Origin of the sequence: Burkholderia sp. MSMB1826 (assembly GCF_001526325.1) — a bacterium.
Lineage (GTDB): Bacteria > Pseudomonadota > Gammaproteobacteria > Burkholderiales > Burkholderiaceae > Burkholderia.
The window spans coordinates 63,004-88,824 of record NZ_LOYN01000020.1 but is presented as its reverse complement, the minus strand read 5'-3'; the positions used below and the strand labels follow the sequence as shown (position 1 = coordinate 88,824).

The window sequence follows — 25,821 nt, the reverse complement described above, 5'->3', positions numbered from 1 at the left end:
GTTGAGCGGTTGAGCCGTCGCCGATCGTTTGCCGGCCGATCAGTAGACGAGGTTCGCTTCGAGCGAATGCTTCGCGTTCGCCTTGTCGTACAGCGCGTCTTCCATGATCTGCTTCTGCGCGACCGGCTTGCCGGCGAACCACGCTTCGAGCGACTTGAACGCGAGCGGGCCGAAGCGCGGATTCGTCTCGACGCTCGCGGCGGCCGAGCCGTTCGCGATCGCGGTGACGAAATCCTTGGTGCCGTCGATCGACACGACCGTCACGCCGCGCTGCTTGCCAGCCTGCCGCAACGCGGTCATCGCGCCGAGCGCCATCGTGTCGGCCTGCGCGTAGACGGCGTTCACGTCCGGATGCGCGAGCAGCACCTGCTCCATCACCTTCTGCGCTTCGGTGGCCGACCAGTTCGCGGTCTGCGACGCGACGATCTTCATGTTCGGGAATTTCTTCAGGCCGTCGGCGAAGCCGTCGGTGCGCTGGCTCTCGACGGTATTGCCGTAGCCGCCCTGGATCTCGGCGATCGTGGCCTTGCCGCCCGTCGCATCGGCGAGCGCCTGCGCGGCGCGCTGCCCTTGCCGGAAGAAGTCGGACCCGAGGAACGTGATGAAATCCTGGCACGGCGTGCCGGCCGTCTGGCGGTCGATCGTCACGACTGGAATGCCCTTCGCGCGCGCCTGCGCGAGCGCGGGCTGCAGGCCGGTCGAATCGTTCGGCGCGACGATCAGCGCCTGCGCGCCCTGGTTGATCATGCTTTCGATATCGGCGACCTGCTTCGCCTGGTTCGCGTTCGCATTCGTATACAGCAGCCGCTTGACGCCCGCCGCCTTCGCAGCGGCGCGCACCGACGCGGTTTCGGTCGCGCGGAACGGGTTCTGTTCGTTCTCCGATTGCGAGAAGCCGACCACGAGATCGCTCAGCTTCACGCTGCCCGGCTTCGGATTCGTGCAGGTCTGCGCGGAGCTAGCGCCGACCTTCTGCGCATTGTCCTGCGCATGCGCGATCGCGACGCATCCGAGCGTCACACCCATCGTCACCACGATACGTTGCAGCTTTGCACGGCTCGGCATCATCGTCTCCAAGTGTTGTGATGTCGTGATCGGGCCGCGCCCCGTGGCACACCGGCGGCAGCGGCATCACGAATTAATATTATTACTCGATATTATCGCCTGCCCGACTCGGGATAATCCCGTACCGCCGGACCCGTCAGGCGGGGCCCGGCGTCCACCGCAACGTCGCCTGCAGCGCCTCGCCCGGCGCCAGCACGCAGCCGCCGACGAGCGACGCGGGTTCCGCCGCATTGAAGCTGTCCGTCGTGTTCGTGACGGGCTCGACGCACAGCGCGTCGGCGCCCGACGGGGCGTACACGACGAGCTGATCGAACGGCCGCTCGGCCTGCAGCACGACCTGCCGGCCGCGCTCCGGCCAGATCACCGCGGCTTCGCGCGACCAGCCGACGAAATTGTTGTCGAGCTCGAACGCATCGACCGGCATCCCGTTGCACAGCGCGGCGACGGCCGGATGATCGCCGACGTGGGTGGGCAGCACGTCGGCGTCGGCGTGCCACATCGCGTCGACGTGCGCCTTCACGACGGTGTGCGGCGTGCGCAGGTAATACGGGTGATGGCCCATGCCGAACGGCATCGGCTGCGCGCCGAGGTTGCGCGCGGACAGCGTGATCGACAGCACGGGGCCGTCCAGCCGGATCGACTGGCGCGCCTCGTAATGGAACGGCCAGTCGCCCGCGCGGCCCGCGTCGGGGCGGTGTTCGAAGCGCAGGTCGACCTGCGTGTCGGCGCGCCGCTCGACCTGCCACGGACGCAGCCAGCCGTGCCCGTGCAGCGCATGACGATACGCGTCGTCCGGGCCGGACAGGTCGATCGTGCGGCCGCCGAATTCGAACTTCGCGTCGCGAATGCGGTTGCAGTAAGGAAACAGTGGAAAGCTCGCGAAGCGCAGCGGATCGCCGCTCGCGAGCGCCGCGTCGGAGGTCGGGCGGAACCAGTGCTGCGGGCCGTCCGGCGCTTCGTCGTAGTATGCGGCGATCGATCCGCCGGCCCGCGGCGCGACGCGTACGCGGGTCGACCCGCTGGCGAGTTCGATCAGGTCGGTGTGGCGGAGCATTCCCATCGGCATCGATCATCCCGGGATGAAGCTGACGATCCCGCCGGCCGACGCGCAGCATCCGGCCGCGGGCATGTGCGGCCAAGGATGGCACGGCGCCGCCCGCGTGGTCAATAATATTTGTTGATATTATTATCCGGACATCCACGCATCCGGCGCAGCCCGCGTAAAGCTTGATTGCCGGCCCGAATGGCCGATGTTACCGTCGTGTCGAATTGATCCGACCCGCTGTTCATCAACGATCTTATTTGCCCATCCTGCCGAGGCCGGACCGCGCTCCTACCGTGAAACGCTCTACTCAACGTCGCCCCACGATGACCGACATCGCCAAGCTTGCCGGCGTGTCGCAATCCACCGTCTCCCTCGTGCTGAACAACGCGGCGGGCACGAAATTCTCGGACGCCACGCGCGAAAAAGTGCTGAAGATCGCGCACGAGCTCGGCTACCGCTTCCTGCCGCGCGAAGTGACGATGACGCACAGCGGCGAGCGCGACCTGATCGTCTATCTCGCCGACGAAATCTCGACGAGCCCGCACCCGGTCGTCAACATCGACGGCGCGCGCGACGCAGCGTACGCGAACGGCAAGCTGCTCGCCGTGTACTCGACCCACGGCAACGTCGACATCGAACGTCAGGTGCTCGAGTCGGTGCTCGCGATGCCGAACCTGCTGGGCGTCGTCTACGCGACCGTCTACACGCGCAAGGTCGCGCTGCCGGCCGAGCTGCTGCGCGTGCCGGCCGTGCTGCTCAACTGCTATACGACGGACAGCGGGCTGTCGTCGATCGTGCCGGCCGAAGTCGCGGGCGGCCATGCGGCGACCGAATACCTGCTGCGCGCGGGCCACCGGCGCATCGGCTACGTCAACGGCGAACCGTGGCAGGACGCCGCGAAGGATCGCCTGAAAGGCTATCGCACCGCGCTCGCCACGGCCGACATCCCGTTCGCGCCCGAACTCGTGCGCGACGGCGACTGGGGCTCCGACACCGGCTTCGAGCAAACGCTGTCGTTGCTGCGGGAGCCGCACCCGCCCACCGCGATCTTCTGCGCGAACGACCTGATGGCGATCGGCGCGATCGAGGCCGTCAAGCATCTCGGGATGCGCGTGCCCGACGACATCTCGGTGCTCGGCTACGACGACCAGGAAATCGCGCGGCACACGCACCCGCCGCTGTCGACGATCGTCTTGCCGAACTACGAACTGGGCCGCTGGGCGGTCGAGATCCTGCTGCAGGAAGAACAGAACCGTGCGGTCGGGATGCCCGTGCGCCGCCGCGCGATCAAGCTCGACGGGCCGCTGGTCGAGCGCGGGTCGGTGCGGACCGTCGAGACGGCCGCGCAATCGGTGAGCGCGTAAGCGCGTCCCAGCCTCCTTCCTTCCGGACACCACGCGACGCGGTGCGGCGCATTCGCCGCCCGCGCGTGTTCGCGCGACCGTCGCCGCCCTGTTCGCCCCCGTTGCCGTACATTCGAGGGTAAACACCATCACTAAATTATTAGTAATATTTTCTCGGCATTTCTATACTTGCACCGGCATCGGGCAGAACCCCGAGCCACGACACGGCAACACGACGAGACGGTAACTGGAAGCGACTGCGCGCGAACCCGCCGCGCAGCCCGCTCCGTGCCGTCCGCACATCACACGCACACCGTGCCGCGACGCTCGCCGTCCGGGCACCGCTTCATCCGCATCGAGTCACCAGTCGTCCGCTTCTCCTCATTGATCCGGAGTCCAGAATGACTATCACGTCTCGTCTCAAGCCCGCCGCACTCGCGGTCGTCGTATTGCTCGCCTCGTGCGGCGGCGATGATTCGTCCGCTCCGTCGGCATCGGCGCTCGCCGCGCGTGCGTCCGTCGATGCCGCAGCCAGCGACGGTGCCGCCACGGCCAACGCCGCCGCATCCGGCGATTTCATGAACACGGGCCACGGCGGCCCGTCGCGTTTCCCGAACCAGCTCGTCACGCTCGGCCTGCCGGGGCCGACGCCCGCGCTGCGCGTGTCGTCGCGCGGCGTGCCGCCGTATGCGCCGCCGGCGCCGCCCGTCGCGACCGACACGCAAACGCTGACGCTCGCCGATTTCGATACGTACGGCCCGGCCTGGACGAGCGGCGGCACGAACACGATCCGGATCGACGGTACGAGCACGGACGGCGCGAAGCTCGTCACCAACGCGCAGCATCCGGCGTACGGCCACGCGTCGTACGAAGCGGACGTGACGATCGGCGCGCCGGCGCCGGGCGCGAATACCGCGAATGCGGGCTTCATCGTGCACGTGACGAACCCGTCGGTCGGCACCGATGCGCTGACGGGCTACTACATCGGGCTCGACGCGGTGCGCCACGTGGTGCAGGTCGGCCGCGAACAGAACAACTGGACCGACTTCATCGATTACCCCGCGCCCGCGGTCGTGCCGGGCAGCACGCACCATCTGAAGGTCGTCACGCGCAACAACGCGATCGACGTGTTCGTCGACGGCACGCAGGTGATCAGCATCAACGACGCGACGAGCGGCCTGACGACCGCGCTGCGCGCGGGCGCGTTCGGGCTGCGCCGCTTCGGCGCGAGCGTCGCGTTCAGCAACGTGACCGTGAGCCGCTATCCGGACGTCGCGCCGAAAACATACGATTTCTCGCGCGTGGTGGGCGCCGTGTACAACCCGTGGAATGCCGTCAATGCGATCGATTTCTGGCAGAACTACGATCCGGCGATCGTCGATCGCGAGCTCGACTACGCGCAGACCTACGGGATGAACACGATCACCGTGTACCTGCACTACCTGAACTGGGTCAACGATCGCGACGCGTTCCTCGCGAAATTCGACAGCCTGCTCGAGATCGCCGCGCGCCACGGGCTGAAGGTCGCGCCAATCTTCTACGACGATTGCTGGCACGTCGATCCCGCGTACGGCCCGCAGTCGGCGCCGATCTTCGGCGTGCACAACAGCCGCTGGGTGCAATCGCCCGGGCAGTCGGTCGAGCAGCAATACCTGCAGCCGATCGCGGCGGACGCCTCGACCACGTACAAGCAGGACCTGCAGCACTACATCGCCGACTTCGTGTCCGCGCACCGCAACGACCCGCGCATCCTGTACTGGGAACCGATGAATGAGCCCGGCTGCAGCGGCAACGGCGCGCTGCAACCGACGCGCGCGTGGATGATGAACGACGCGCGCATCGCGATCCTGAACGCGGGCGCGACGCAGCCGATCAATTCGCCGAACGTGCAGGAGCCCGAAGGCGATTACTTCTCCGACTTCCATGCGTTCCACCCGTACGCGATCAATGCGACGACGCCCGACTACTCGCTGCCGCCGAGCCTGCTCGACAGCCTGAACTCGGAAACGCTGCAGCGCGGCTGGCCGGGCGGCCAGGCAGGCCAGACGATGGCCGGCATCGCGTCCACCTACGGCGGCAAGACGGGCTTCCTGGTATGGGAGCTGATGATCGGCCGCACGAACACCCGCTTCCACTGGGGGCAGACGGCGTCCGCGCCTGCGACCGTCGAGCCGGCGACGCCGTTCCAGGGCACGCTCTACCCCGACGGCCACCCGTGGAGCACGGCCGAGGTGCAGGCGCTCGCCAGCGCGTTCAGCTCGCGGCTGCGCGTGCTGAACGCGACGTACTACAACGACACGACGTTCACCACGCCGGTGTTCTCGTCGATCACGCCGCTGGTCGATTTCGACCTGAACACCGAGCGCGGCACCGATTCGCCCGATGCGTCGAAGGGGATGAATGCGACGAACTATGCGATCCGCTGGACCGGTGCGCTCGACATTCCGAAGGCTGACAACTACACGTTCAGCGTGACGAGCGACAACGTCGCGCGCGTGTGGATCGACGGCCGCCAGGTGATCGACAAGGAACAGCCGGGGCTCGCGACCGCGCAGGGCCGCATCCACCTGTCGCCGAAGCGGAACGTGCCGATCCGCGTCGAATACGTGCATGCGAGCGGGCCGGCCAGCATGCATCTGCAATGGTCGAGCCCGAGTGCGGGTCGCGACAATCTCGTGCGTGTCGCACAGCGGCCGTTGACGGACGCGCTCGCGCAATAGCAGGCGCCGGTTGCATCAGCTCGTGCGTCGCCCGTGACGCCTGTACGGCTTCACGGGCGAGGTGTCGCAACCCGAACGCGCGCTCGGAGAGGGTTTCAAAAGGCCCGAATACCTTTCGGCATACGGAGCAATCTCCATGAAACCGTCTGTCAGCGTAGCCATTCGCTCACCCGGGCGCGATTCGATGCGATCCATCGCGCGACACCCTTCTGCGGATCCGATTCACCGGCGGCACGGATATCGTTCATCAGCGAGCCGAGTGTCTGGTCGTCCATCTTCCATGCGCCGAGCCAGCGCGCGACATCCGGACGCGTATGACCGAAACCGGCCTTCGTGATCGCATAGATCGCATCGGGTTGACCGAACACCTGCTTCGGGTCTTTCAGGTAGTGCATCGGATACTTCGCCCACACCCAGTGCGGATTCCACAGCGTGACGACGATCGGCTGGCGACGCTTTTGCGCGCGCTCCAGCGCGAGTAACATCGCAGCCTCCGACGACGGCAGCACGGTTGCGTCGAGCGCATACGCGCTGCGCGCCTCGCCCGTCAGTTTCATCAAGCCGCTGCCAGGCTCGATGCCGAAAATCGTCGGCTTGCCGTCGTGGCTGAACTCGGCCGCATGTGCGTTCAACTGGTCGATGCTGTCGATCGCGACGTAATCGGGCACCGCGAGGCCCAGCTGGGCGCGGGGAAACCACGGACCGATCTTCTCGACGCGCGATTTGATCGCGTCGTACGGCGGGCCGTCCGCGGACGGCAGCCAGACTTCGAACGTCAGATCGAGCTTGCCCTGCGCGACGCCGTTATAGATGATCGCCTTGTCGCCGGACTGCAGCGTGACGTCGTAGCCTTTTTCCGCAAGCAGCGCCTTCCACAGATTCGCGACCGCGATATTCTCGGCCCAGTTGTTCACTCCGATCGCAATCGTTCCATTGCCGGCGGCGTGCGCCGACGCAGAAATCGATAGCGCGAAGACAAGCATGAGCCGGCCCAGTACCAGGCGTCGCATGGCGACAATAAGCAAGCGGGCAAGCAACGACAGGTTCATGATAAGGGCTCCTATTGGATGGAGAAGGCACTTGGGCGGGGCATCGGGCGGCCGATGGAACCGGCGGGCACGATCGCGCGGGCATCGGCATTCGCGGCAACGGTCATCCGTTCGCTTGCCGATATAGTTATTGCACCAATTTCCTTTTGACAGCGAGGAATTCCGATAGGGACCATCGGAGAGGCCGAATGATCGCGTCGTTGCGTCTGGCCCGGCTCACCGAAGGCTGCCGGACGCGATGCGTGATCGTTCAGGCGGGCGACGATGCGCTCGCCGCGCGGCGACGTTCCTCGACCATCGTCTCGATCAGCAGGGCCAGATCGTCGGCGGCCGGATTGCAAGTGCCGGGGGAGCGGAGCAGCTCGAGATCCGCGGGCGGCAGCGCCGGCAAGCCGTCTTCCATGCCCAGCACGCGCCAGTTCGCGGGCAGCGTGCAGCGGTCGATGATCGTCACCGCCGCACCGTGATTGACGGCGACCTTGATACCGGTCGGGCTCTGGCTCGTGTAGATCACGTGATACGGCCGCCCGAGTGCCGCCAGTGCCGCGAGTCCGCGCTGACGGTAGCAGCAGGTTTCCGGAAACAGCGCGAGCGGCACGGACGCGCCATCCGGTAACACGAAATCGCGATGCGCGGCCCACACCACGTCCTCGCGGCCGAGATGGCGACCGCCGCTTTGGGCGTTGTGCCTGATGACCAGTGCCAGATCGAGTTCGCCCGCCTGCAGGCGCTCGATCAGCTCCAGCGACATTCGGCAATCGATATGCGGGCGCGCATCGGGCCGTAGCCGATAGAACTTTTCGAGCAGATCGGGCAACCAGAGCTCCGCGTAATCCTCGGGCAAGCCGAAGCGGATCACGCCATGACCGCCCGTGCGTTTGAGTGCGGCGATCGCTTCGTTCTGCACCTGAATGATGCGGCGCGCATGAATCAGGAAATTTTCCCCGTCTCTCGACAATGCCAGACGGCGACTGTCGCGCAAAAACAGGTGCGTTTCCAGCCGCTCTTCGAGCGTTCGGATGCGCAGGCTGATCGTCGATTGCGTCCGGTGCATCTGCCGGGCAGCGGCGGTCACGCCGCCGCTGTCGACTACCGTGATGAACGCACGCACGAGTTCTCCGTCGAGCGAGCTGAGTTGAGACCAATCGGGTTCGCTGATATCAGTCATCGAAATTACTCGTTTTGCAAGGGAATTTGTCGATCGAATCATGGGCGCATCGATAGGCCGATTGTTGTCGAAAACAATTCAGGCCACAAACGCCTCATCCCTCGAAACTGGAGCCAACCGTGCAAGCAAGCCCGCCTCTCGCCGACGCAGAATGTACCGATCTGAGCGATATCGTCGATACCGACCGCTATCCGTTGCATGAACCCGGGCACGCCCGCATGCGCGACCTGGTCGCAACTTGCCGGGCGCAGCTGACGCGCAGCGGCAGCGCGGTACTGAGCGGCTTCCTACGCCCCGCCGCACTGGAACAGGCGCGCGTCGAAGGGCTCGGCTTCGCGAAAAAAACCTATTTCTCGAGCCGCAAGGTCAATGCGTATTTCACCGCCGACGATCCGTCGCTGCCCGCCGCGGACCCGCGCCGTATCTTCATGGATCGTACGAGCGGCTTCGTCACGCGCGACGTGATCCCGGCCGATGCAATCGTTCACCGGATCTACGTGGCGCGTGCGATGAAGCAATTCGTCGCCGCGTGCCTCGGCGAGACGCAGATCTGGGAATACGCGGACCCGTACGCCGGGCTGGTTCAGAACGTCATGCCGCCCGGCACCGAACAGCCGTGGCACTACGACACCAACGAATTCATCGTGTCGATGATGACGCAGCAGCCTACGGCAGGCGGCGACTTCGAGTACTGCCCGAACATCCGGTCGCCCGAGGGCGAAAACTACGATGCGGTCGGCGCCGTGGTGCGCGGAGAGACGCGCACGCCGATCAGCGTGATTACGCTGAAGCCGGGCGATCTGCAACTGTTCAAGGGGCGTTTCTCGCTGCACCGCGTGACCCAGGTACGCGGCGACATCGATCGCCACACGACGATCTTCGCCTATTCGAAAAAGCCCGGCGTGATCGGCCGACTCGAGCGAACCCGCCAGCTGTACGGCCGCGTATCGGAAATGCACCTGGAAGCCGAACAGACGCTGGTCCGCGCGGACAACCTGGTCGACTGACGATGTGCGTTCGCGGTGGGCCAACCCATCGCACTATTTCGTTGTACTTACACTCATAACGCTCCCCTTACCATCATGACGATGCTTCGACCGACTCACCGCCCGGAAGATTGCGAGCCGACCGCCGACGAAATCGCCCAGATCCAGCGCGACCGGCTTGCCTCGGTTCGGCGGGAACTGAAGAAACGCGACCTGACCGCCGCGATCCTGTTCGACCCCACTCACATGCGATATGCAACCGGCTCGCGCAACATGCAGGTGTATTCGATGCGTAATCCCGCACGCTATCTATTCGTGCCGGCCGAGGGAAAGGTGGTGCTGTTCGAATACGCGGGATGCGAATTCCTGGCCGACGGACTCGATACCGTGGACGAAGTCCGGCCGGCCACCGCGATTTCATACTATTTTTGTGACGACATGCTGCGTCAGACCACCGAGCGCTGGGCGGACGAGATCGACGATCTGGTTCGCGCATGCGGTGGCGGCAAGCGGATCGCGATCGAAAGTGCGACATCGGCGGCCGCATTTGCGCTGCAAGCGCGCGGCTACGAACTTTCGGACGCCCAGGAGCCGCTCGAACGCGCCCGTGCAATCAAGGTGAAGAACGAGATCAAGATGATCCGTGCGTCGCTGCGTGCGGCGGAAGCGGGTGTGCACAAGCTCGAAGCCGCCCTCGTGCCGGGCATCAGCGAGAACGAGCTGTGGTCGCACCTGCATCAGCACGTGATCGAGACCGACGGCGACTACGTCGAAACCCGCCTGATAAGCTCGGGCCCGCGCACGAATCCATGGTTCCAGGAAAGCAGCCCGCGCAAGATCCAGGCGGGAGAACTGGTCGGGCTCGACACCGACGTGGTGGGACGCTTCGGCTACTACGCGGATTTCTCGCGCACGTTTCTATGCGGCGACGGCCCCGCGTCCGCCGCGCAAAAGACGCTATACCGCCTCGCCTATGAACAGATCCACACGAACATGGAAAACGTAAAGGCCGGCACCACGTTCCAGGAATTCATCGCGAAGGCGTGGCAGATCCCGCAACCGTACCGCGCACGCCGCTATTTCGCGCTGGCCCACGGCGTCGGGATGACGGGCGAATACCCGTACATCTGCCATCGCGAGGACAACGATACAAAGGGCTATGACGGCGTGATCGAACCCGGCATGACGCTGTGCATCGAGAGCTACATCGGCCATGAGGACGGCGGCGAGGGCGTGAAGCTCGAGGAACAGGTGTACGTGCGCGACGACGGTCAGCTCGAACTGCTGTCCGACTACCCGTTCGAGCGCCGTCTGCTCGCCTGAACGCCGCGCAAGGCCGGTCTCACGGGGCGTGTTTGAAACCGTCTCTTACTTCAACCGCCCCGACAGAAACTGCCCGAGCCGCTCGCTTTTCGGGTTCACGAGAATCTGTTGCGGATCGCCCTCTTCCTCGATCTTCCCCTGATGCAGGAAGATCACGTGGTTCGACACGTTGCGCGCGAAGCCCATCTCGTGCGTGACGACGACCATCGTGCGGCCTTCCTCGGCCAGCTTCTGCATCACCTTCAGCACTTCGCCGACCAATTCCGGATCGAGCGCCGACGTCGGCTCGTCGAACAGCATCACTTCCGGCTCCATCGCGAGGGCGCGCGCGATCGCGACGCGCTGCTGCTGGCCGCCCGACAAGTGCGACGGATACATGCCTTCGACGCGCGGCGCGAGGCCGACCTTCTCCAGATACTTGCGCGCCCGCGCGATCGCCTCGTCCTTGCCGACGCCGAGCACGGCCATCGGCGCTTCGATCACGTTCTCGAGCACCGTCATGTGCGCCCACAGGTTGAAGTGCTGGAACACCATCGCGAGCTTCGTGCGCATCCGCTGCAACTGCTTCTGGTCGGCCACGCGCAGCGAGCCGTTGCGGTCGCGCGTGGTCTGGATCGGCTCGCTGCCGATCGTGATCTGCCCCGAGCACGGCTGTTCGAGGAAGTTGATGCAGCGCAGGAACGTGCTCTTGCCGGAGCCGCTCGAGCCGATGATGCTGATCACGTCGCCGGCCTTCGCCTTCATCGACACGCCCTTCAACACCTCGTTGTCGCCGAACTTCTTGTGCAGGTTGTCAACGGTAAGCTTGTACATGCTGGGTCCTTCGTTGCGGATCTTGTGAATGCGTCAATGGCTGCGCGGCGCGAGGTACGCGAGCCAGCGCGCCTCGAGCTTGCGGAACGCCCAGATGAGTGCGAACACGACGACGGCGTACAGCACGGCCGCGATGCCGTAGGCCTGGAACGACATGTAGGTGGCCGAATTGACGTCGCGCGTGACCTTCAGGATGTCGGGCACGGTCGCGGTGAACGCGAGCGTCGTCGCGTGCAGCATCAGGATCACTTCGTTGCTGTAGCTCGGCAGCGAGCGGCGCAGCGCGGACGGCAGGATGACCCGCGTATACAGCTTGAAGCGCGACATCCCGTAGGCCATCCCGGCCTCGATCTCGCCGGCCGACGTCGCCTTGATCGCGCCCGCGAAGATCTCCGTCGCATACGCGCATTCGTTCAGCACGAACGCGAGCACCGTGCAGTTCATCGCATTGCGGAAGAACGTGTCGAGCAGCTCGTGGTTGTGCACCACCTGCAGGCTGTAGATGCCCGTGTAGCACATCAGCAGTTGCACGTAGAGCGGCGTGCCGCGGAACACGTACGTATAGAGCCATACGGGCCCCGAGATCCAGCGGTTCGACGACGCCCGCGCGATCGCGAGCGGCACGGCGAGCGCGAAACCGAACGCGATCGACACGACCAGCAGCCACAGCGTGATCGCGAGGCCGCTGAAGCGGTAGCCGTCGGAATAGAGATAGCTTTGCCAGTACTGGCCAACGAGTTCGATCACAGTGCGAGCCTCCGGACGCCGACGGAATAACGTTTCTCGAGGTGATGCAGCACGACGTTGGACACCGTCGTGATCGCGAGGTAGATCGCGCCGGCGGCCAGCGTGAAGAAGAAGAAATCGAGCGTGCTCTTGCCCGCGTCCTGCGACGCCTTCACGACGTCGGCGAGGCCGATGATCGACACGAGCGCGGTGGCCTTCACGAGCACCTGCCAGTTGTTGCCGATGCCCGGCAGCGCGAAGCGCATCATCTGCGGGAACAGGATCCGGTAAAACACGCGCCAGCCGCTCATCCCGTACGCGAAGCCGGCTTCGAGCTGGCCGCGCGGCACCGCGAGGAACGCGCCGCGGAACGTCTCGGTGAAGTACGCGCCGTAGATGAAGCCGAGCGTCACGACGCCGGCCACGAACGGGTCGATGTCGATCTGGTCCCAGCCGAGCAGGTCGGTCACGTCGTTCAGCAGGATCTGGATCCCGTAGAACAGCAGCAGCATCAGCACGAGATCGGGCACCGCGCGGATCAGCGTCGTATAGAACGTGCCGACCGCCTTGAGCCCGCGGTTGGCCGACAGTTTGGCGGCCGCGCCCGCGAGGCCCAGTATCAGCGACGCGGCGAGCGACAGCACCGCGAGCTTCACGGTCTCGACCGTGCCGGCCCACAGCAGCGGGCCAAATCCTTGGAAGATCATATGAGGGATCCAGAACGATGTGGCTGGATTGTCGATAGCCATTAACCGTGCATCAAACGAGTTCTGCGCACGACGTGATGCGGTCTGCTCATCAAGCCGGACGCCTGCCGCGCAGGGTGGGGCATCCGGCCACGCGTGCGGCGCGCCGCACGCGATGCGCGCCGTACGGGCGGTCAGCCGCCGTAGACGTCGAATGCGAAGTACTTCTTCTCGAGCTTCTTGTACGTGCCGTCCTTGATGATGTCGGCGATCGCGCGATCGATCTTCGCCTTCAGGTCGGCGTCGTCCTTGCGCAGGCCGATGCCCGCGCCGTTGCCGAGCGTCTTCGGATCGTCGATGTCCTTGCCGGCGAAATCGAAGTTCGCGCCGCGCGGCGTCTTCAGGAAGCCGATGTCGGCCTGCACCGCATCCTGCAGCGCCGCGTCGAGGCGGCCCGACATCAGGTCCTGGTACACGCCGTCCTGGTTCTGGTAAGGCACGACCTGCACGCCCTTCGGCGCCCAGTACGCCTTCGCGTAGGTTTCCTGGATAGTGCCCTGCTCGACGCCGACCGACTTGCCCTTCAGCGATTCGGCCGTCGGCTGCAGGTTTGCGCCCTTCTTCGCGACGAGACGCGTCGGCGTGTTGAACAGCTTGTCGGAGAACGCGATCTGTTCGGCACGCGCCGGCGTCATCGACATCGACGACAGCACGCCGTCGAACTTCTTCGCCTTCAGCGCCGGGATCATCCCGTCGAAGTCGTTCTCGATCCACACGCATTTCGCCTTCAGCCGGGCGCAGATCTCGTTGCCGAGATCGACGTCGAAGCCGACGACCTTGCCGCTTGCGTCCTTCGATTCGAACGGCGGATAGCTGGCGTCGACGCCGAAGCGGATCGTCGACCAATCCTTGGCGTGAGCACCGACCGCGAGGCAGACGAGGGCAATACTGAGCGCGAGTTTCTTCATGGCGTTCCTGTCAGAGGCGAACTGGGGCGGATCCGGTCGGCTGCCCGCCGCGAACCCTTGCAACCGGGAATCGCCTGTTCCGGCGACGTTCCAAGTTGTACATACAACTTTGCCTTTTCAGGGATGGGGTCAGCAATCCGTGTTTATCTCTAATTGTCGGCGGAATAGGATCGCCGGCAGAATTTTCCTTAATTTTCAATTAATTATTGATTACGCAAAGCTGAACGACGGCTTTCTCGCCGTGTACGGAGGCCGGCGGACGCGTGCGGAAGTTGTCTAGACCTCGCCGTCAGCATCGACTTTCCCCACCGGCCTGCTGCAGCGCCGGCCGGCGTTTCGCCGTCGCCGCGCGTGACACGCGTCACGCACTCCCCTGTCGTCGATTCGAATACGCGCTTCCGCACGGACACGCGCGGCGGATCGCCGCTCCCGTCGCAACGGGCGTTTGCACGACAACACACGCGATGAAAAAACAGTCGTCGACACCCGGTCGCTCGCATGCTTCGGCGCCATCGCGCATGCGCGAGGCAGCATCACGCTCGACGGGATGCTGAATGCCGGTATCGCCTATACGAACAACCAGTCGGCGAAAGCGCGTGGCGGCAAGGCGGCGGCTCGCATGCACCGATTCGCGTCGAAAGCGATCTCAACCCGAACGATGTCACGCAGTCCTATCGAAACACGATGTTCGACCGCACGCATGTCGGCCTGCTCGGCGACCGGTATGGCACGCCGACGCTCGGCCGCCGGTACGGCGCCGTGGTCGACTCTCTCGGCCCGCACGCGATCGCGAACGACCGCGCATACGGTGCGGGCGCGACGCTCGGGTTCGCGAACGTCACCGGCCTCGCGACTCCGTCGACCCGCACGCAGCGGGCCGCAACGATCGGCATCCGGCATCGATTCCGACCACAAGCAAACCACCGCCGGCCAGCCGCCCTGTGCAATCCCGCATGGACGCGCGCCGGCCGAACAGGGATCATTCGAGGCATCCGGGCCAGCGCGTCCGCGAAACCGGTACACTCGGCGCCGGGCGCGCGCCGGATCGGCATCCGGCGGCGGCCCGCTGCCGACTCTGAAATCGCGATCCCATGACCACACCGATCTATCAGGAAATCAAGGACTTCATCCTCGCGCGCATTCATGCCGGCGAATGGGCCGAAGGCGACCAGGTGCCGTCGGAGAACGAGCTCGCGCGCGAATTCAACGTCGCGCGCATGACCGTCAACCGCGCGCTGCGCGAGCTGACGGCCGAACAGGTGCTCACGCGCACGCGCGGCTCCGGCACCTATGTCGCGTCGCCGAAATACGAATCGACGCTCGTCGCGATCCGCAGCATCTCCGACGAAGTCGCCGCGCGCGGCCACGGCTATCGCGCGCAGGTGCTGCAGGTCGGCGCGGCCGTCGCCGATGCGAAACTCGCCGACGAGCTGCAGCTCGACACCGGCAGCCCGATCTTCCATTCGCGCGTGCTGCATTTCGAGAACGACACGCCCGTGCAGCTCGAGGAACGTTGGGTCAATCCGGCCTGCGCGCCCGAATACGCGCTGCAGGACTTCACGACCACGACGCCGAACCAGTACCTGACGCGCGTCGCGCCGCTGCAGCGCGTCGAATACCGGATCGAGGCCGCGATGCCCGACGCCGAAACGCGCCGCCACCTGACGATGGACGATTGCGAGCCATGCCTGCTGCTGCATCGGCGCACGTGGTCGCAGGGGATGGTCGCGTCGGTCGCGAATCTGTGGCATCCGGGCAGCCGCTACCGGTTCACCGGGCATTTCTGATGCCCGTGCGCGCGCTCACGTCGCGCGCGGTTGCACCCAGCGTTCGATCGCACTGACGGCCCGCTTCAACCCGTCCTCTTGCGCGAGGCGCGCACCGAGTTGCGTCGCACGCGTCTTCGTGTCGCCCCGTTCGGCAAACGCGATCGCGCGCGCCAGCGCGGCGGCGTCCACGCGCCGCCCCGCGACCGGCGCATCCGCGACACCGAGCCGTTGCAGCCGGTCCGCCCAGAAAAACTGATCGCCGGCGAACGGCACGACCACCGACGGAATGCCGGCCCGCGCGGCCGAATGCGTGGTGCCCGACCCGCCGTGATGAATCGCCATCGCGACGCGCGGGAACAGCCAGTCGTGCGGCGTGTCGCCGATCACGCGAACGTGCGCCGGCAGCAGCGCTGCATCGACGCCGCTCCAGCCCGGGTAGAACAGCGCGCGCCGGCCGGCCAGCGCCTGCGTCAGCGCCGCGGCCATCGCCGCAGGATCGAAGCCGGCCATGCTGCCGAATCCGATGTACACGGGCGGTTCGCCCGCGTCGAGAAACGCCGACAGTTCCGGCGGCGGCGCCCACGCCCGCGCATCGATCCGCCATTGGCCGCATGCTTGCACGTTCGCCGGCCAGTCCGCCGGGCCGGACAGCAGTGCCGGCGATACGCCATACAGCATCGGATGATCGGTCCACACGTGCTTGCGCGGCGGCAATCCGCATACGCTCGCGCGCGCCGCATTGGTCGACTTCCTGAACGCGCGCCACAGCAACCCATTCACGAGCCGATGGCTCGCGCGATTCAGCCAGCGCGGCAGCTTCCCCGGCGGCAGGAACGGCGACGCGAATTCGGCGCTCGGCGTGATCGGGATCATGCCCGCGCCGATCGCCGGTATGCGGCGATACTCCGCGACCGACAACCCGACGAACGACGCGAGCCCCGACACGAGGAGCGCGTCGCACCCGGCCGACGCGTTCGCGACTTCGCGCATCCATGCGGCCGTGTTCGCATTCGCGATCGCGGCGAGCGCCTTCGACGTATCGTTGAAGCCGCCGCGGCCGCGCACCGCATCGGCCAGCGCGCCTTGCGGCGCAATCGCGCGACGGATATCGCCGGACAGCGGCGCCGACGGCACGCCGAGCGCGGCGGCCGAGCCGAGCGTCGCCGCATCGGCCAGCAGCCGGACGTCATGACCGGCATCCAGCAGCGCGCGGCCCAGCGCCGCGAGCGGACGCGTGTCGCCTTCGGTGCCGTAGGTGGCGATGACGAGTTTCATGCGGAAGCTCCTCGTGCACGACGGAAAAGGTTGGATTCAAAAAAGTGCACGTCGTATACTAATGCAATCCGCACACTTTCAGTCAATCCCCTGCCATGACGATTCCGACCGACGATCCGGGCCGCCGCGCACGCAAGCGCATCCAGATGCTCGCGCATCTCGCCGCGACCGGCGCGCGCCTGTTCGATGCGCACGGCTACGACGCCGTCACGATGGAGCAGATCGCCGCACAGGCCGATGTAGCGAAACGCACGCTGTACAACCACTTTCCGACGAAGGAAGCCGTGCTCGCGCACTGGCTCGAAGGCGAACTCGCGCGCGATCTCGCGCATCTGCAGCACGACGTCGCGCGGCGCAAGACCTTCGCGTCGCGCATCGGCTGCGTGCTCGACGCGTCGGCCGCGTGGTGCGAGCAACATCCTGCGTACCTGCTCGCGTACCTGCGGCACCGCTTCCTGAGCATCGGCGCCGCCGAACCGGAGCGTGCGGGAGAGCACGGCAGCGACATCGCATCGGTGTGGCAGCAACTGATCGCCGCCGGGCAGCAGGCCGGCGAACTGAACCGCACGCTGCGGGCCGATCAGCTCGCAACCTGGTTCCATCACCTGTATCTCGCGGCGATGCTGCGCTGGCTGACCGTGCCGGGGCTGTCGCTGAAACGGGAGTTTCAGTCGGTCGCGAAGCTGTTCATCGAAGGCGCGGAAGCGAAGAGCTGACGCACGCTCGCATGCGTGCGTACGCGCCACGCACTCACAAGCGCCCGAGCACGACCGCGAGCAGCGAGCGCCCGAAACGGGCGACCGCCACGCCGCATGCGACGAACGCGCGCTTCATTTTTTCCGCGGCGTTTTCGCCGCCCGCGCACCGCGTGGCGCGGCATCGCCGCCGCCCGCCGGCCATTGCGTCTCGTCGAGCAGCCGGTCGAACAGCCGGGCGCGCTCGTCGGCCGACAGCGGACACAGCCCGAACATCGCCGATAGCGCGAGCCCCCACGCCGCTTTCCATCGCAGCAGCGCGAGCTCGGGATCGCCGGATTCGGCCGTCATCCGCTTCACGATCTCGGCATCGGTCTCGCGCACCTTCTGCAGCGGCGCGGGATCCTCGACCAGCGCCGCCATGATCGCGAGCGCCGCGGACGGCTGCTGGTCGATCACTTCGCGCATCGTCGCGATCTGCGCGGCCAGCGTCGGCTGCGCTTCGCCCGGATCGCGCGCGGCCAGATAGTCGCGCTGGAAACGTTGGTAGGTGTCCTGCTGATGTTCCATCAGCGCGTTCAGCACATCGCCTTTCGTGCGGAACTGATGCATCAGCCCGCCCTTGCTGATCCCGCTTTCGCGCGAAATCGCATCGAACGTGAGCTTGCCCGGGCCGTCGCGCTCGAGGATCGCGAGCGCCGCCTGGATCGCGGCAGTGCGCGTTCGCTCGGAACGCGTCGGGTTATCCATGAAATTTCCCCGGTATGGAATGAGGCGATGCGGCCGGGCCAGGCTGGCACGGCCGCATGAAGCGAATGCGCGGAGTCTATCACAAACAAACCGCCTGGTCGGTTTACATCCGGAAATGGCGGTGCTACGATCGGCTCCCGCATCGGCCCCGGCCGGATGACGGGCCGCGCTGTGCATTGCATGGCGCGGCGCGAGGCCCGTGTGGCGCGACTTCCCGGCCGTTCACCGCCGTCAAACGATCTGTCGCTTCCCCGTTTCATCGCCCGTATTGCGCCCCAAAAACAAACCGTCTGGTTGGTTTTTTTCATAAACCCGAGCGGCAATGCCGCTCTGTTGCACCCCGTTCGCACCGGCCCGACCGGCGCGAAACCCGACCCGGAGAGTCAGATGAACCGAACGATCAAGCCCAGCCACCTGCTCAACGCCGCGCTGTGCGTCGCGCTCGCCGGATGCGCCGGCGTTCAGCCCACCCGCTACAGCGGCATCGAATCGTCGCCGTACCTGCGCAGCGATCCGCAGGACAAATCCGGCCGCGTGCCCTACCGCTACGCGCTGCCGGCGGACTGGCACAAGTACCGGAAGCTGATCCTCGACCCGGTGATCGTCTATCGCGGCGCCGATCATCAGTTCGGTGACCTGACCGAACAGGACAAGTCGACGCTCGCCGCGTACATGGGCGACACGTTCGCGAAGAAGCTCGGCAAGCGCTTCGAGCTGACGAGCACGCCAGGCGCCGACACGCTGCGCGTAAAGCTGACGCTGACGGGCGCCGTGACGACGACGACGTTCGCCGGTGCGTTCGCGCATTTCGATCTCGCGGGGAACGTCTACAACGGCGTGCAGGCGATCCGCGGTCGCGAAGGCGCGTTCACGGGCTCCGTGATCTACGCGGTGGAGATCCGCGATGCGTCGACGAACCGGCTGATCAGCGCGTACGTGACGAAGCAGTATCCGAACGCGATGAACATCGGCGCGAGTTTCGGCGCGCTCGGCGCCGCAAAAACCGGCATCGACAAGGGTGCCGATGCGCTCGTCGCGCAATTCGACTGAACGCCGCGGGCGCACGTCGGCGCGGATCGCGCGGTGGCGTGCGCGCTGGCCGCGTGCGGCGATCGTCTGGATCGTGCCGCTCGCGGCCGCCGCGTGCTGTCTCGCATGGGGCGTGTCGTTGCTCGACAGCCGCGGGCCGACGCTCACGATCGCGTTCGCGACCGCCGACGGACTGGAGGCCGGCCGCTCGACGCTGCGGTTGCGCAATGTCGAAGTCGGCCGCGTCACGCGCGTTCGCGCACGACGCGGGCAACCGGGCGTGACGATCGACGTGCGGCTGGACACCGACGCGCGCGCATTGGCCGTGGCGGACACACGTTTCTGGATCGTGCGGCCGCGCGTCGGGCCCGACGGCGTATCTGGCCTCGATTCGCTGCGCTCGGGCGCATACATCGCGGCGGCCGTCGGCCGTTCGCATGCACCGCGCACCGCCTTCGCCGGGCTCGACGCACCGCCGGTCGCCGAAGGCGGCGGCCGTCACTACACGTTGCGCGCCACATCGCTCGGCTCGGTCGCGATCGGCTCGCCGGTCTATCACCGGCGCGCACGTGTCGGCCAGGTCGCCGGTTATGCGCTGGACGCCGACGGGCACGGTGTATCGATCGACGTGTTCGTCGCCGCGCCGTTCGATCGCTACGTCGATGCCGATGCGCGCTGGTGGCAGGCCGGCGGCCTCGGCCTGCAGCTCGATGCGGGCGGCATGAAGCTCGGCACGCCGTCGATTGCCGCGCTGCTCGCCGGCGCACTCGCGTTCGCGTCGCCGCCGGGACGCACGTCGGTCGTCGCGGCGCCCGACGGCGCGCGCTTTCGCGTGGCCGACGACGAAATCGACGCGATGCGCACGCCGAATGCTCCGGCCGCGCCGGTGGTGATGCGTTTCGACCGCTCGCTGCGCGGCCTCGAGGTCGGCGCGCCGGTGGATTTTCGCGGGATCGAACTGGGTAACGTGACGGCCGTCGGCACCGAATACGACGCGGCACGCGGCGACGTCACGATGCGCGTGACGATGGCGCTCTACCCCGACCGCCTCGGGCAACGCTACCGCGCCGTCCTCGGCAACGGCGATTCCGACGCCGGCAAGGCGCTGTTGCACACGCTCGTCGCGCGCGGTTTGCGCGGCCAGTTGCGCATCGGCAACCCGATCGCCAACCGCTCGTATGTCGCGCTCGACATGTTCCCGCACGCGCCGCCCGCGTCGGTTGACACGAACCGCGAGCCGATTGCCTTGCCGACCGTGCCCGGTACGCTCGACGTGCTGCGCGACCAGATTGCCGATATCGCCGGCACATTTTCCCGATTGCCGCTCGACCGGATGGGCACGAACCTGAACGTCGCGCTCGCGAATACCGATGCGCTGTTCGCCCGACTCGATACCGAACTCGCGCCGCAGGCCCACGCCGCGCTGCGCACAGCGCGACAGGCATTCATGGTCGCGCAGGCCATGCTCCGGGAAAAGGGTGCGGATACATCGAACGTCCGCCATACGCTGACGCAATTCGCGCGCACGTCGCGCGCGCTGCGCGCATTGGCCGACGAAATGGAGCAGCATCCCGAATGGTTACGGCCGAGCGCATCGGCCACCACGCAGCCCGATCGCGCACCGCATCCGGCGAGTACGGCGCAGTGAACGCGTCGCGCGATGGACACACCTTTCGACGACGCGCGCACGCATCGCATGCGAAATTTCCCGCGCAGCAGTATGCTGATGCGGTACGGCTGCGCACTGTGCATCGGGCAAACCCGACGTATGCATGCGATCGCGCCGCCGTCGCGACCGCAATCATGCGTTGCAAGGAGGGTTGTGATGGCTACCACGCATCAGCACTTCCACCTCGAACTACGGCACGCCACCGCGCCGACCTACATCGTCAGTTACCTGTTCCCTGCGTTGCTGTTGGTCTACGAACTGCTGCGCGTCGGCCAGTGGATCCGCGATCACGGGATGCAATTCGTCGCGTTCAAGCAGATGGGCTACGAGTATCTGCTGATGCTGCTGTTCGTCGGACTGCAGATCGTCGTCGAGGCGATCTTTCTGCTCGGCGCCGCGATGCGCAAGGATCATCGCGATTTCGAGCACCGCTTGCCGAACGTGATCCTCGGCATCGGCTGCTCGATCGCGCTGCTGGCGATCGATCTCGCGATCCAGCTTTCGTTCTGACGGCCGGCGGGCGCCCGCCCGCTGGCGATGGCGAGCGCGCTCAGGCGGGCGCGTCGCGCAGGAACGTCGCGACGGCGGCCAGCACGTCGTCGGTTCGCTCGCGGTGCGGCATGTGTCCGCAGCGGGCGAGCAACAGGAACGACGACGGCCCCGCAACGCGCGCGGCGATCCGCTTCGGATGCACGTCGGACCCGTATTCGTCGTCTTCGCCGTGAATCGCGAGCGTCGCGCACTGCACGCGCTGCAAGTCGTCGTCGAGCGTCCAGTCGCGAAACGCCGGCGACAGCCACGTGTCGACCCACGCGCGCAGCACCCATTCGGCCTTGTCGCCGTGATAGCGCGCGAGCCGGTCGAGTTGCCCCGGCTCGTCGAACTGCCGCCCCGCGTCGCGAATGCCGGCCAGCGTGCGATCCTCGACGAATGCCTGCGCGGCGACCGTCACGAGCGCGCGGCAACGTGCCGGATACGCGGCCGCACACCCGACCGCCATCCCGCCGCCGACGCTGTGGCCGACGGCGACGAACGCATCGACGCCGAGCCGTTCCAGTACCGCGGCGAACGCACGGTCGGCCTCGTCGCGGACGAACGCCGAGTCCAGCTTGCCCGGATGGCGATCCGAACGGCCGAAACCGAGGCGGTCGTAGGCGATCACGTCGCGCTGCGTGACGCGCGCGAGCTGGGCGGGAAAGTCGCGCCACAAGTCGACGCAGCCGAGCGAATCGTGCAGCAGCACGATCGGCGCAGCCGCGTGCCGCGCCGGACCCGGACCCGGACCCGGACCCGGACCCGGACCCGGAGCCGGAGCCGGAGCCGGAGCCGGAGCCGCCCGCCAGCGTTTCGCAAAGAGCCGCCCTTGCGGCGTCTCGACGGTTGTCTCCTCGGTCACGATATCGGTCATGGGTCGGTCGTCTGCATGAAAGCGGCCGCCCATCGGCGGCCGCATCGAATCGGGGCATGGTGACCTGCCGGCGCGCACCGCGTCAAGCAAGCCCCTGCCACCCGCGCGCTCATTCGGGCTGCGGCGGCAAATACTCCATCTGCGCTTCGTCGTACAACCGGTAGATCAGCGCCTGCATCGCGCGGATGTCCTCGGATTCGTCGAGCGCGCGCGTGCTCATGATGATCGGCGACACGAGGTTCGGATCGTCGAGCGGCTTGTAGCTGATGTCGTCGCGCTTCAGCCCGTACACGCTCTGCGGCACGACCGACACGCCCTCGCCCATCGCGACGAGGCCGAGCGCGATCTGCAATTCGCGCGTCTCGTAGATCCTGCGCGGTTGCAGCGCGCGATCGTGGAAGGCCGCGAGCACCTGGTCCGCATAGCTCGGGCGCGGCGCCTTCGGAAAGATGATCAGCGTGTCGTTCACGAGATCGTGCAGCGACAGCACGGGCTTCGCGCGGTCGAGCACGTGGCCGACCGGCAGCGCGACGATCATCCGCTCCTCGCGCAGCACGACGCGCCGCACGCTCGGATCCTCGTGGCGGATGCGCCCGAACCCGACGTCGATGCGCCCTTCCTTCAGCGCCTTGATCTGGTCCATCGTCGACATCTCGTGCAGGCTCAGCTCGACGGCCGGATATTCGCTGCGATAACGCCGGATGATTTTCGGCAGCATCCCGTACAGCGTCGAGCCGACGAACCCGACCGACATGCTGCGCTCGATCTTGCCGACCCGCTTCGTCATCGATTCGAGTTCGGTGGTCTGCGCGAGCAGTTGCACCGCGTGCGAATAGAAGAAGCGCCCCGCGTCGGTCAGCTTCAGCGGCCGCGCGTTGCGCTCGAACAGCGACACGCCGAGCGCTTCCTCGAGCTGCTGGATCTGCCGGCTCAGCGGCGGTTGCGCGATATGCAGTCGTTCCGCCGCCCGCGTGAAATTCCGCTCTTCGGCCACCGCGACGAAGTAGCGGAGGTGTCTCAACTCCATGTTCAATGCCTCCCGGCGAGCGATCCGGCGCCCAACCCCGGCCGGATGATGTCGCCACGATACCGCAGCCAGGGCCGATCGCCACGCTCGCCGCCCAAAGCAAAACGGGAAGCCTGCGCGCTTCCCGTCGTTTCATCGCCGCCTTGCGGCGGCGGCGCGACCGCGCATCACACCTCGGTCGCGTACAGCGCGTCGCGCTGCTCGTGGCTCAGCGAGTCGAGCGGCACGTCGGGCAATCGATAGCAGATCATCGTGCCGTACAGCTCGGCCAGGCAGTTGCTGCCGGCGTCGAGCGCGTAGCCGTCCTCGCCGTCCGGCGCCGGCGGGTACACTTCGCGCCACGCGTTGATCGCGGCTTCGATTCGCACGATGGAAACGGATCCGGCCTTCCGCTCGGCGGGTGATGCACTCATGAATTCCTCTGGGTTGCGCGCTCCGCGGGCCGTGCCGGCCCGGACGGAGTGATGAAAACGCCGGGCCGCCCGCCGGCCGCCGCGCCGCGCGCGCCGGATGCCGATCCGCGCCGCGCCTGTCGCGCCGGCCGGGCCGTGGCCCGGTAGGGTCGGGCAATATAACCGGCTTTGACCCCGTGCAGGCAAAAGTCGGGCAAAAAAAACGGGAAGCGCATGGCTTCCCGTTTCGTCGTCCGTCGCACGGCCGCTGCCGCGCCGGTGTCAGCTTGCGGTTTCGCGGTTCGCCACCGGCTGCCGCTGCGCGCCGCGATTCGCGGCGACCCACGGCGCGATCTCCATGTCTTCGTAGCGCACGAAACGGCTCGTCTTCAGGAACCGGTAGCCGAGCCACACGACGACGAACAGCGGAATGCCGACGTAGGTCGCGGCCACGCCGGCCCAGTCGATCCGATTCGCGAGGAACGCCTGATAGTCCTGGCCGAGCGCGATCACGAGGCACAGCACGAACGCGAACAGCGGACCGAACGGAAACCACTTCGACTGGTACGGCAACTGGTCGAGCGCATAACCCTGCTTCACGTAGCCCTTGCGGAACCGGTAGTGGCTGACCGCGATGCCGAGCCACGCGATGAAGCCCGTCATCCCCGACGTGTTCAGCAGCCACAGGTAGACGGTCTTGTCGCCGTACAGCGACGTGAAGAAGCACAGCGCGCCGACGGCGGTGGTCGCATACAGCGCATTGCGCGGCACGCCGCCCGGCGACAGCTTCGCGAACACTTTCGGCGCACGGCCTTCGGTGGCGAGGTTGTAGAGCATCCGCGTCGACGCGTACATGCCCGAGTTGCCGGCCGACAGCACGGCCGTCAGGATCACCGCGTTCATCACGCCGGCCGCGAACGCGAGGCCCGCGTGGCGGAACACCAGCGTGAACGGGCTCACGCCGATGTCGGTCACGTCCGTCTTCAGCAGGTTCGGGTCGGTATACGGAATCAGCACGCCGATCACGAAGATCGCGAACACGTAGAACAGCAGGATCCGCCAGAACACCTGGCGCACCGCGCGCGGAATCGTCGTGCGCGGGTTTTCCGATTCGCCGGCCGCGACGCCGATCAGTTCGGTGCCCTGGAACGAGAAGCCCGCGATCATCGCGACGCCCATCAGCGCCGGCAGGCCGCCCGCGAACGGCGCATCGCCGATCGTCAGGTTGCTCCAGCCGTTGGCCGGCGCGCCCTTCAGAATGCCGAAGATCATCAGCAGGCCGACGCCGATGAACGCGACCACGGTGACGACCTTGATCAGCGCGAACCAGTACTCGGCTTCGCCGAAACCGCGCACGGTGAGCGCATTGAGCAGGAACATCACGGCGAGGAACGCCGCGCTCCACCACACGCCCGGCACGTCCGGAAACCAGTAGTGCATCACGAGCTGCGCGGCGACGAGCTCCACCGCGATCGTCACCGCCCAGTTGTACCAGTAGTTCCAGCCGAGCGCGAAGCCGAAGCCTTCGTCCACGTATTTCGCGCCGTAGGTCGCGAACGAACCCGACACCGGCATGAACGCGGCCATCTCGCCGAGGCTCGTCATCAGGAAGTAGACCATCAGGCCGATCAGCATGTACGCGACCATCGCGCCGCCGGGGCCGGCCTGCGAGATCGACGCGCCGGACGCGACGAACAGGCCCGTGCCGATCGAGCCGCCGATGGCGATCATCGTCAGGTGGCGCGCCTTCAGCGCGCGATGAAGCTTGGGTGGGTTCGCGGACGAACCGGATGGGTCGGATTTCGGAATGACGGACATAAACGAGACGAACGTTGAGCGGGCCGGCATCCGTGGCCGGCGCATGCGGAATCGGAGCGCGGTGCGCGTCCTGCGATGCATTCGATGCGGCCCCGAT

The 25,821-nt window shown here is 66.5% G+C and carries 24 protein-coding genes; 10 read left to right on the top strand and 14 right to left on the bottom strand.

Features of this window, described 5'->3' with window-relative positions:
- Positions 1-39 precede the first annotated feature (39 nt).
- Together WS95_RS11885 and WS95_RS11880 are read right to left on the bottom strand one after the other, a co-directional pair.
- A complete protein-coding gene (locus WS95_RS11885; RefSeq protein WP_080747718.1) occupies positions 40-1,068 on the bottom strand; it encodes an ABC transporter substrate-binding protein in 1,029 nt (342 codons plus the stop codon).
- 133 nt (positions 1,069-1,201) lie between these two features.
- Complete coding sequence (locus WS95_RS11880) at positions 1,202-2,119, bottom strand: aldose 1-epimerase (RefSeq protein WP_059823977.1); 918 nt, start codon at positions 2,117-2,119, stop codon at positions 1,202-1,204.
- 314 nt (positions 2,120-2,433) lie between these two features.
- Here WS95_RS11880 and WS95_RS11875 point away from each other — a divergent pair, with 314 nt between their 5' ends.
- A complete protein-coding gene (locus tag WS95_RS11875; RefSeq protein WP_059823975.1) occupies positions 2,434-3,474 on the top strand; it encodes a LacI family DNA-binding transcriptional regulator in 1,041 nt (346 codons plus the stop codon).
- Positions 3,475-3,854: 380 nt separating this feature from the next.
- A complete protein-coding gene (locus WS95_RS11870; RefSeq protein WP_059823974.1) occupies positions 3,855-6,173 on the top strand; it encodes a PA14 domain-containing protein in 2,319 nt (772 codons plus the stop codon).
- A gap of 149 nt (positions 6,174-6,322) precedes the next feature.
- Here WS95_RS11870 and WS95_RS11865 read toward each other — a convergent pair whose 3' ends face one another.
- A complete protein-coding gene (locus WS95_RS11865) occupies positions 6,323-7,156 on the bottom strand; it encodes a glycine betaine ABC transporter substrate-binding protein (protein ID WP_059823972.1) in 834 nt (277 codons plus the stop codon).
- Between the two features lie 316 nt (positions 7,157-7,472).
- Entirely contained in the window at positions 7,473-8,390 is a 918-nt protein-coding gene (locus WS95_RS11860; RefSeq protein ID WP_059823970.1) for a LysR substrate-binding domain-containing protein, read from the bottom strand.
- Between the two features lie 218 nt (positions 8,391-8,608).
- Here WS95_RS11860 and WS95_RS11855 point away from each other — a divergent pair, with 218 nt between their 5' ends.
- Both WS95_RS11855 and WS95_RS11850 read left to right on the top strand, forming a co-directional pair.
- Positions 8,609-9,397, top strand: coding sequence for a HalD/BesD family halogenase (locus WS95_RS11855; protein ID WP_218921596.1), 789 nt, complete (start codon positions 8,609-8,611; stop codon positions 9,395-9,397).
- 81 nt (positions 9,398-9,478) lie between these two features.
- A complete protein-coding gene (locus WS95_RS11850; RefSeq protein ID WP_218921595.1) occupies positions 9,479-10,699 on the top strand; it encodes a M24 family metallopeptidase in 1,221 nt (406 codons plus the stop codon).
- 45 nt (positions 10,700-10,744) lie between these two features.
- Here WS95_RS11850 and WS95_RS11845 read toward each other — a convergent pair whose 3' ends face one another.
- The 4 genes from WS95_RS11845 to WS95_RS11830 all read right to left on the bottom strand — a co-directional run bounded on the left by WS95_RS11845 (position 10,745) and on the right by WS95_RS11830 (position 13,892).
- Positions 10,745-11,512, bottom strand: coding sequence for an ABC transporter ATP-binding protein (locus tag WS95_RS11845; protein ID WP_034205361.1), 768 nt, complete (start codon positions 11,510-11,512; stop codon positions 10,745-10,747).
- A 33-nt stretch (positions 11,513-11,545) separates the two neighbouring features.
- Positions 11,546-12,259 (bottom strand): ABC transporter permease, encoded by a 714-nt coding sequence (locus tag WS95_RS11840; RefSeq protein WP_059823965.1) that lies wholly within the window; start codon positions 12,257-12,259, stop codon positions 11,546-11,548.
- Complete coding sequence (locus WS95_RS11835) at positions 12,256-12,945, bottom strand: ABC transporter permease (RefSeq protein ID WP_034205363.1); 690 nt, start codon at positions 12,943-12,945, stop codon at positions 12,256-12,258. The genes WS95_RS11840 and WS95_RS11835 overlap by 4 nt, the downstream gene beginning before the upstream one ends.
- A gap of 173 nt (positions 12,946-13,118) precedes the next feature.
- A complete protein-coding gene (locus WS95_RS11830; protein WP_034205364.1) occupies positions 13,119-13,892 on the bottom strand; it encodes an ABC transporter substrate-binding protein in 774 nt (257 codons plus the stop codon).
- Positions 13,893-14,576: 684 nt separating this feature from the next.
- On the opposite strand from WS95_RS11830, the gene WS95_RS11825 reads away from it, so the two are divergent.
- Together WS95_RS11825 and hutC are read left to right on the top strand one after the other, a co-directional pair.
- Entirely contained in the window at positions 14,577-14,987 is a 411-nt protein-coding gene (locus WS95_RS11825; protein WP_059823963.1) for a hypothetical protein, read from the top strand.
- Positions 14,984-15,679, top strand: a complete 696-nt coding sequence (hutC, locus tag WS95_RS11820; RefSeq protein WP_059823961.1) for a histidine utilization repressor — start codon at positions 14,984-14,986, stop codon at positions 15,677-15,679. The genes WS95_RS11825 and hutC overlap by 4 nt, the downstream gene beginning before the upstream one ends.
- A 15-nt stretch (positions 15,680-15,694) precedes the next feature.
- Here hutC and WS95_RS11815 read toward each other — a convergent pair whose 3' ends face one another.
- Complete coding sequence (locus WS95_RS11815; RefSeq protein WP_059823959.1) at positions 15,695-16,936, bottom strand: glycosyltransferase; 1,242 nt, start codon at positions 16,934-16,936, stop codon at positions 15,695-15,697.
- Between the two features lie 95 nt (positions 16,937-17,031).
- On the opposite strand from WS95_RS11815, the gene WS95_RS11810 reads away from it, so the two are divergent.
- Positions 17,032-17,652, top strand: coding sequence for a TetR/AcrR family transcriptional regulator (locus WS95_RS11810; RefSeq protein ID WP_034205368.1), 621 nt, complete (start codon positions 17,032-17,034; stop codon positions 17,650-17,652).
- A gap of 114 nt (positions 17,653-17,766) precedes the next feature.
- Here WS95_RS11810 and WS95_RS11805 read toward each other — a convergent pair whose 3' ends face one another.
- On the bottom strand, positions 17,767-18,381 hold the full coding sequence (locus WS95_RS11805) for a TetR family transcriptional regulator (protein ID WP_059823957.1): 615 nt from the start codon (positions 18,379-18,381) through the stop codon (positions 17,767-17,769).
- Between the two features lie 387 nt (positions 18,382-18,768).
- Here WS95_RS11805 and WS95_RS11800 point away from each other — a divergent pair, with 387 nt between their 5' ends.
- From WS95_RS11800 to WS95_RS11790, 3 genes are all read left to right on the top strand, one after another.
- The gene (locus WS95_RS11800; protein WP_059824001.1) at positions 18,769-19,431 is read left to right on the top strand and encodes a DUF3313 domain-containing protein; all 663 of its coding nucleotides are present in this window, start codon (positions 18,769-18,771) and stop codon (positions 19,429-19,431) included.
- Positions 19,406-21,058 (top strand): PqiB family protein, encoded by a 1,653-nt coding sequence (locus WS95_RS11795; protein WP_082746905.1) that lies wholly within the window; start codon positions 19,406-19,408, stop codon positions 21,056-21,058. Before WS95_RS11800 ends, WS95_RS11795 begins: the two co-directional genes overlap by 26 nt.
- 177 nt (positions 21,059-21,235) lie before the next feature.
- Entirely contained in the window at positions 21,236-21,589 is a 354-nt protein-coding gene (locus WS95_RS11790) for a hypothetical protein (RefSeq protein ID WP_034205371.1), read from the top strand.
- 40 nt (positions 21,590-21,629) lie between these two features.
- Here WS95_RS11790 and WS95_RS11785 read toward each other — a convergent pair whose 3' ends face one another.
- The 4 genes from WS95_RS11785 to WS95_RS11770 all read right to left on the bottom strand — a co-directional run bounded on the left by WS95_RS11785 (position 21,630) and on the right by WS95_RS11770 (position 25,724).
- Positions 21,630-22,487 carry an alpha/beta fold hydrolase gene (locus tag WS95_RS11785; RefSeq protein WP_059823955.1) on the bottom strand — a complete coding sequence of 286 codons (858 nt, stop codon included), beginning with the start codon at positions 22,485-22,487 and terminating at the stop codon, positions 21,630-21,632.
- Positions 22,488-22,596: 109 nt separating this feature from the next.
- Positions 22,597-23,514 (bottom strand): LysR family transcriptional regulator, encoded by a 918-nt coding sequence (locus tag WS95_RS11780; protein WP_059823953.1) that lies wholly within the window; start codon positions 23,512-23,514, stop codon positions 22,597-22,599.
- Between the two features lie 167 nt (positions 23,515-23,681).
- Positions 23,682-23,927: a DUF3717 domain-containing protein gene (locus WS95_RS11775; protein ID WP_059823951.1), complete on the bottom strand. Its 246-nt coding sequence runs from the start codon at positions 23,925-23,927 to the stop codon at positions 23,682-23,684.
- A 261-nt stretch (positions 23,928-24,188) separates the two neighbouring features.
- Complete coding sequence (locus tag WS95_RS11770) at positions 24,189-25,724, bottom strand: amino acid permease (protein ID WP_059823949.1); 1,536 nt, start codon at positions 25,722-25,724, stop codon at positions 24,189-24,191.
- Positions 25,725-25,821: the final 97 nt, after the last annotated feature.

Coding starts and splice junctions, on each gene's coding strand:
- hutC (WP_059823961.1), top strand. CDS start 14,984: ATGACCACACCGATCTATCAGGAAATCAAGGACTTCATCCTCGCGCGC.
- WS95_RS11805 (WP_059823957.1), bottom strand. CDS start 18,381: ATGGATAACCCGACGCGTTCCGAGCGAACGCGCACTGCCGCGATCCAG.
- WS95_RS11855 (WP_218921596.1), top strand. CDS start 8,609: ATGCGCGACCTGGTCGCAACTTGCCGGGCGCAGCTGACGCGCAGCGGC.
- WS95_RS11775 (WP_059823951.1), bottom strand. CDS start 23,927: ATGAGTGCATCACCCGCCGAGCGGAAGGCCGGATCCGTTTCCATCGTG.
- WS95_RS11880 (WP_059823977.1), bottom strand. CDS start 2,119: ATGCTCCGCCACACCGACCTGATCGAACTCGCCAGCGGGTCGACCCGC.
- WS95_RS11795 (WP_082746905.1), top strand. CDS start 19,406: ATGCGCTCGTCGCGCAATTCGACTGAACGCCGCGGGCGCACGTCGGCG.
- WS95_RS11800 (WP_059824001.1), top strand. CDS start 18,769: ATGAACCGAACGATCAAGCCCAGCCACCTGCTCAACGCCGCGCTGTGC.
- WS95_RS11770 (WP_059823949.1), bottom strand. CDS start 25,724: ATGTCCGTCATTCCGAAATCCGACCCATCCGGTTCGTCCGCGAACCCA.
- WS95_RS11875 (WP_059823975.1), top strand. CDS start 2,434: ATGACCGACATCGCCAAGCTTGCCGGCGTGTCGCAATCCACCGTCTCC.
- WS95_RS11790 (WP_034205371.1), top strand. CDS start 21,236: ATGGCTACCACGCATCAGCACTTCCACCTCGAACTACGGCACGCCACC.
- WS95_RS11865 (WP_059823972.1), bottom strand. CDS start 7,156: ATGCTTGTCTTCGCGCTATCGATTTCTGCGTCGGCGCACGCCGCCGGC.
- WS95_RS11780 (WP_059823953.1), bottom strand. CDS start 23,514: ATGGAGTTGAGACACCTCCGCTACTTCGTCGCGGTGGCCGAAGAGCGG.
- WS95_RS11845 (WP_034205361.1), bottom strand. CDS start 11,512: ATGTACAAGCTTACCGTTGACAACCTGCACAAGAAGTTCGGCGACAAC.
- WS95_RS11850 (WP_218921595.1), top strand. CDS start 9,479: ATGCTTCGACCGACTCACCGCCCGGAAGATTGCGAGCCGACCGCCGAC.
- WS95_RS11785 (WP_059823955.1), bottom strand. CDS start 22,487: ATGACCGATATCGTGACCGAGGAGACAACCGTCGAGACGCCGCAAGGG.
- WS95_RS11830 (WP_034205364.1), bottom strand. CDS start 13,892: ATGAAGAAACTCGCGCTCAGTATTGCCCTCGTCTGCCTCGCGGTCGGT.
- WS95_RS11885 (WP_080747718.1), bottom strand. CDS start 1,068: ATGATGCCGAGCCGTGCAAAGCTGCAACGTATCGTGGTGACGATGGGT.
- WS95_RS11870 (WP_059823974.1), top strand. CDS start 3,855: ATGACTATCACGTCTCGTCTCAAGCCCGCCGCACTCGCGGTCGTCGTA.
- WS95_RS11860 (WP_059823970.1), bottom strand. CDS start 8,390: ATGACTGATATCAGCGAACCCGATTGGTCTCAACTCAGCTCGCTCGAC.
- WS95_RS11810 (WP_034205368.1), top strand. CDS start 17,032: ATGACGATTCCGACCGACGATCCGGGCCGCCGCGCACGCAAGCGCATC.
- WS95_RS11815 (WP_059823959.1), bottom strand. CDS start 16,936: ATGAAACTCGTCATCGCCACCTACGGCACCGAAGGCGACACGCGTCCG.
- WS95_RS11835 (WP_034205363.1), bottom strand. CDS start 12,945: ATGATCTTCCAAGGATTTGGCCCGCTGCTGTGGGCCGGCACGGTCGAG.
- WS95_RS11825 (WP_059823963.1), top strand. CDS start 14,577: ATGTTCGACCGCACGCATGTCGGCCTGCTCGGCGACCGGTATGGCACG.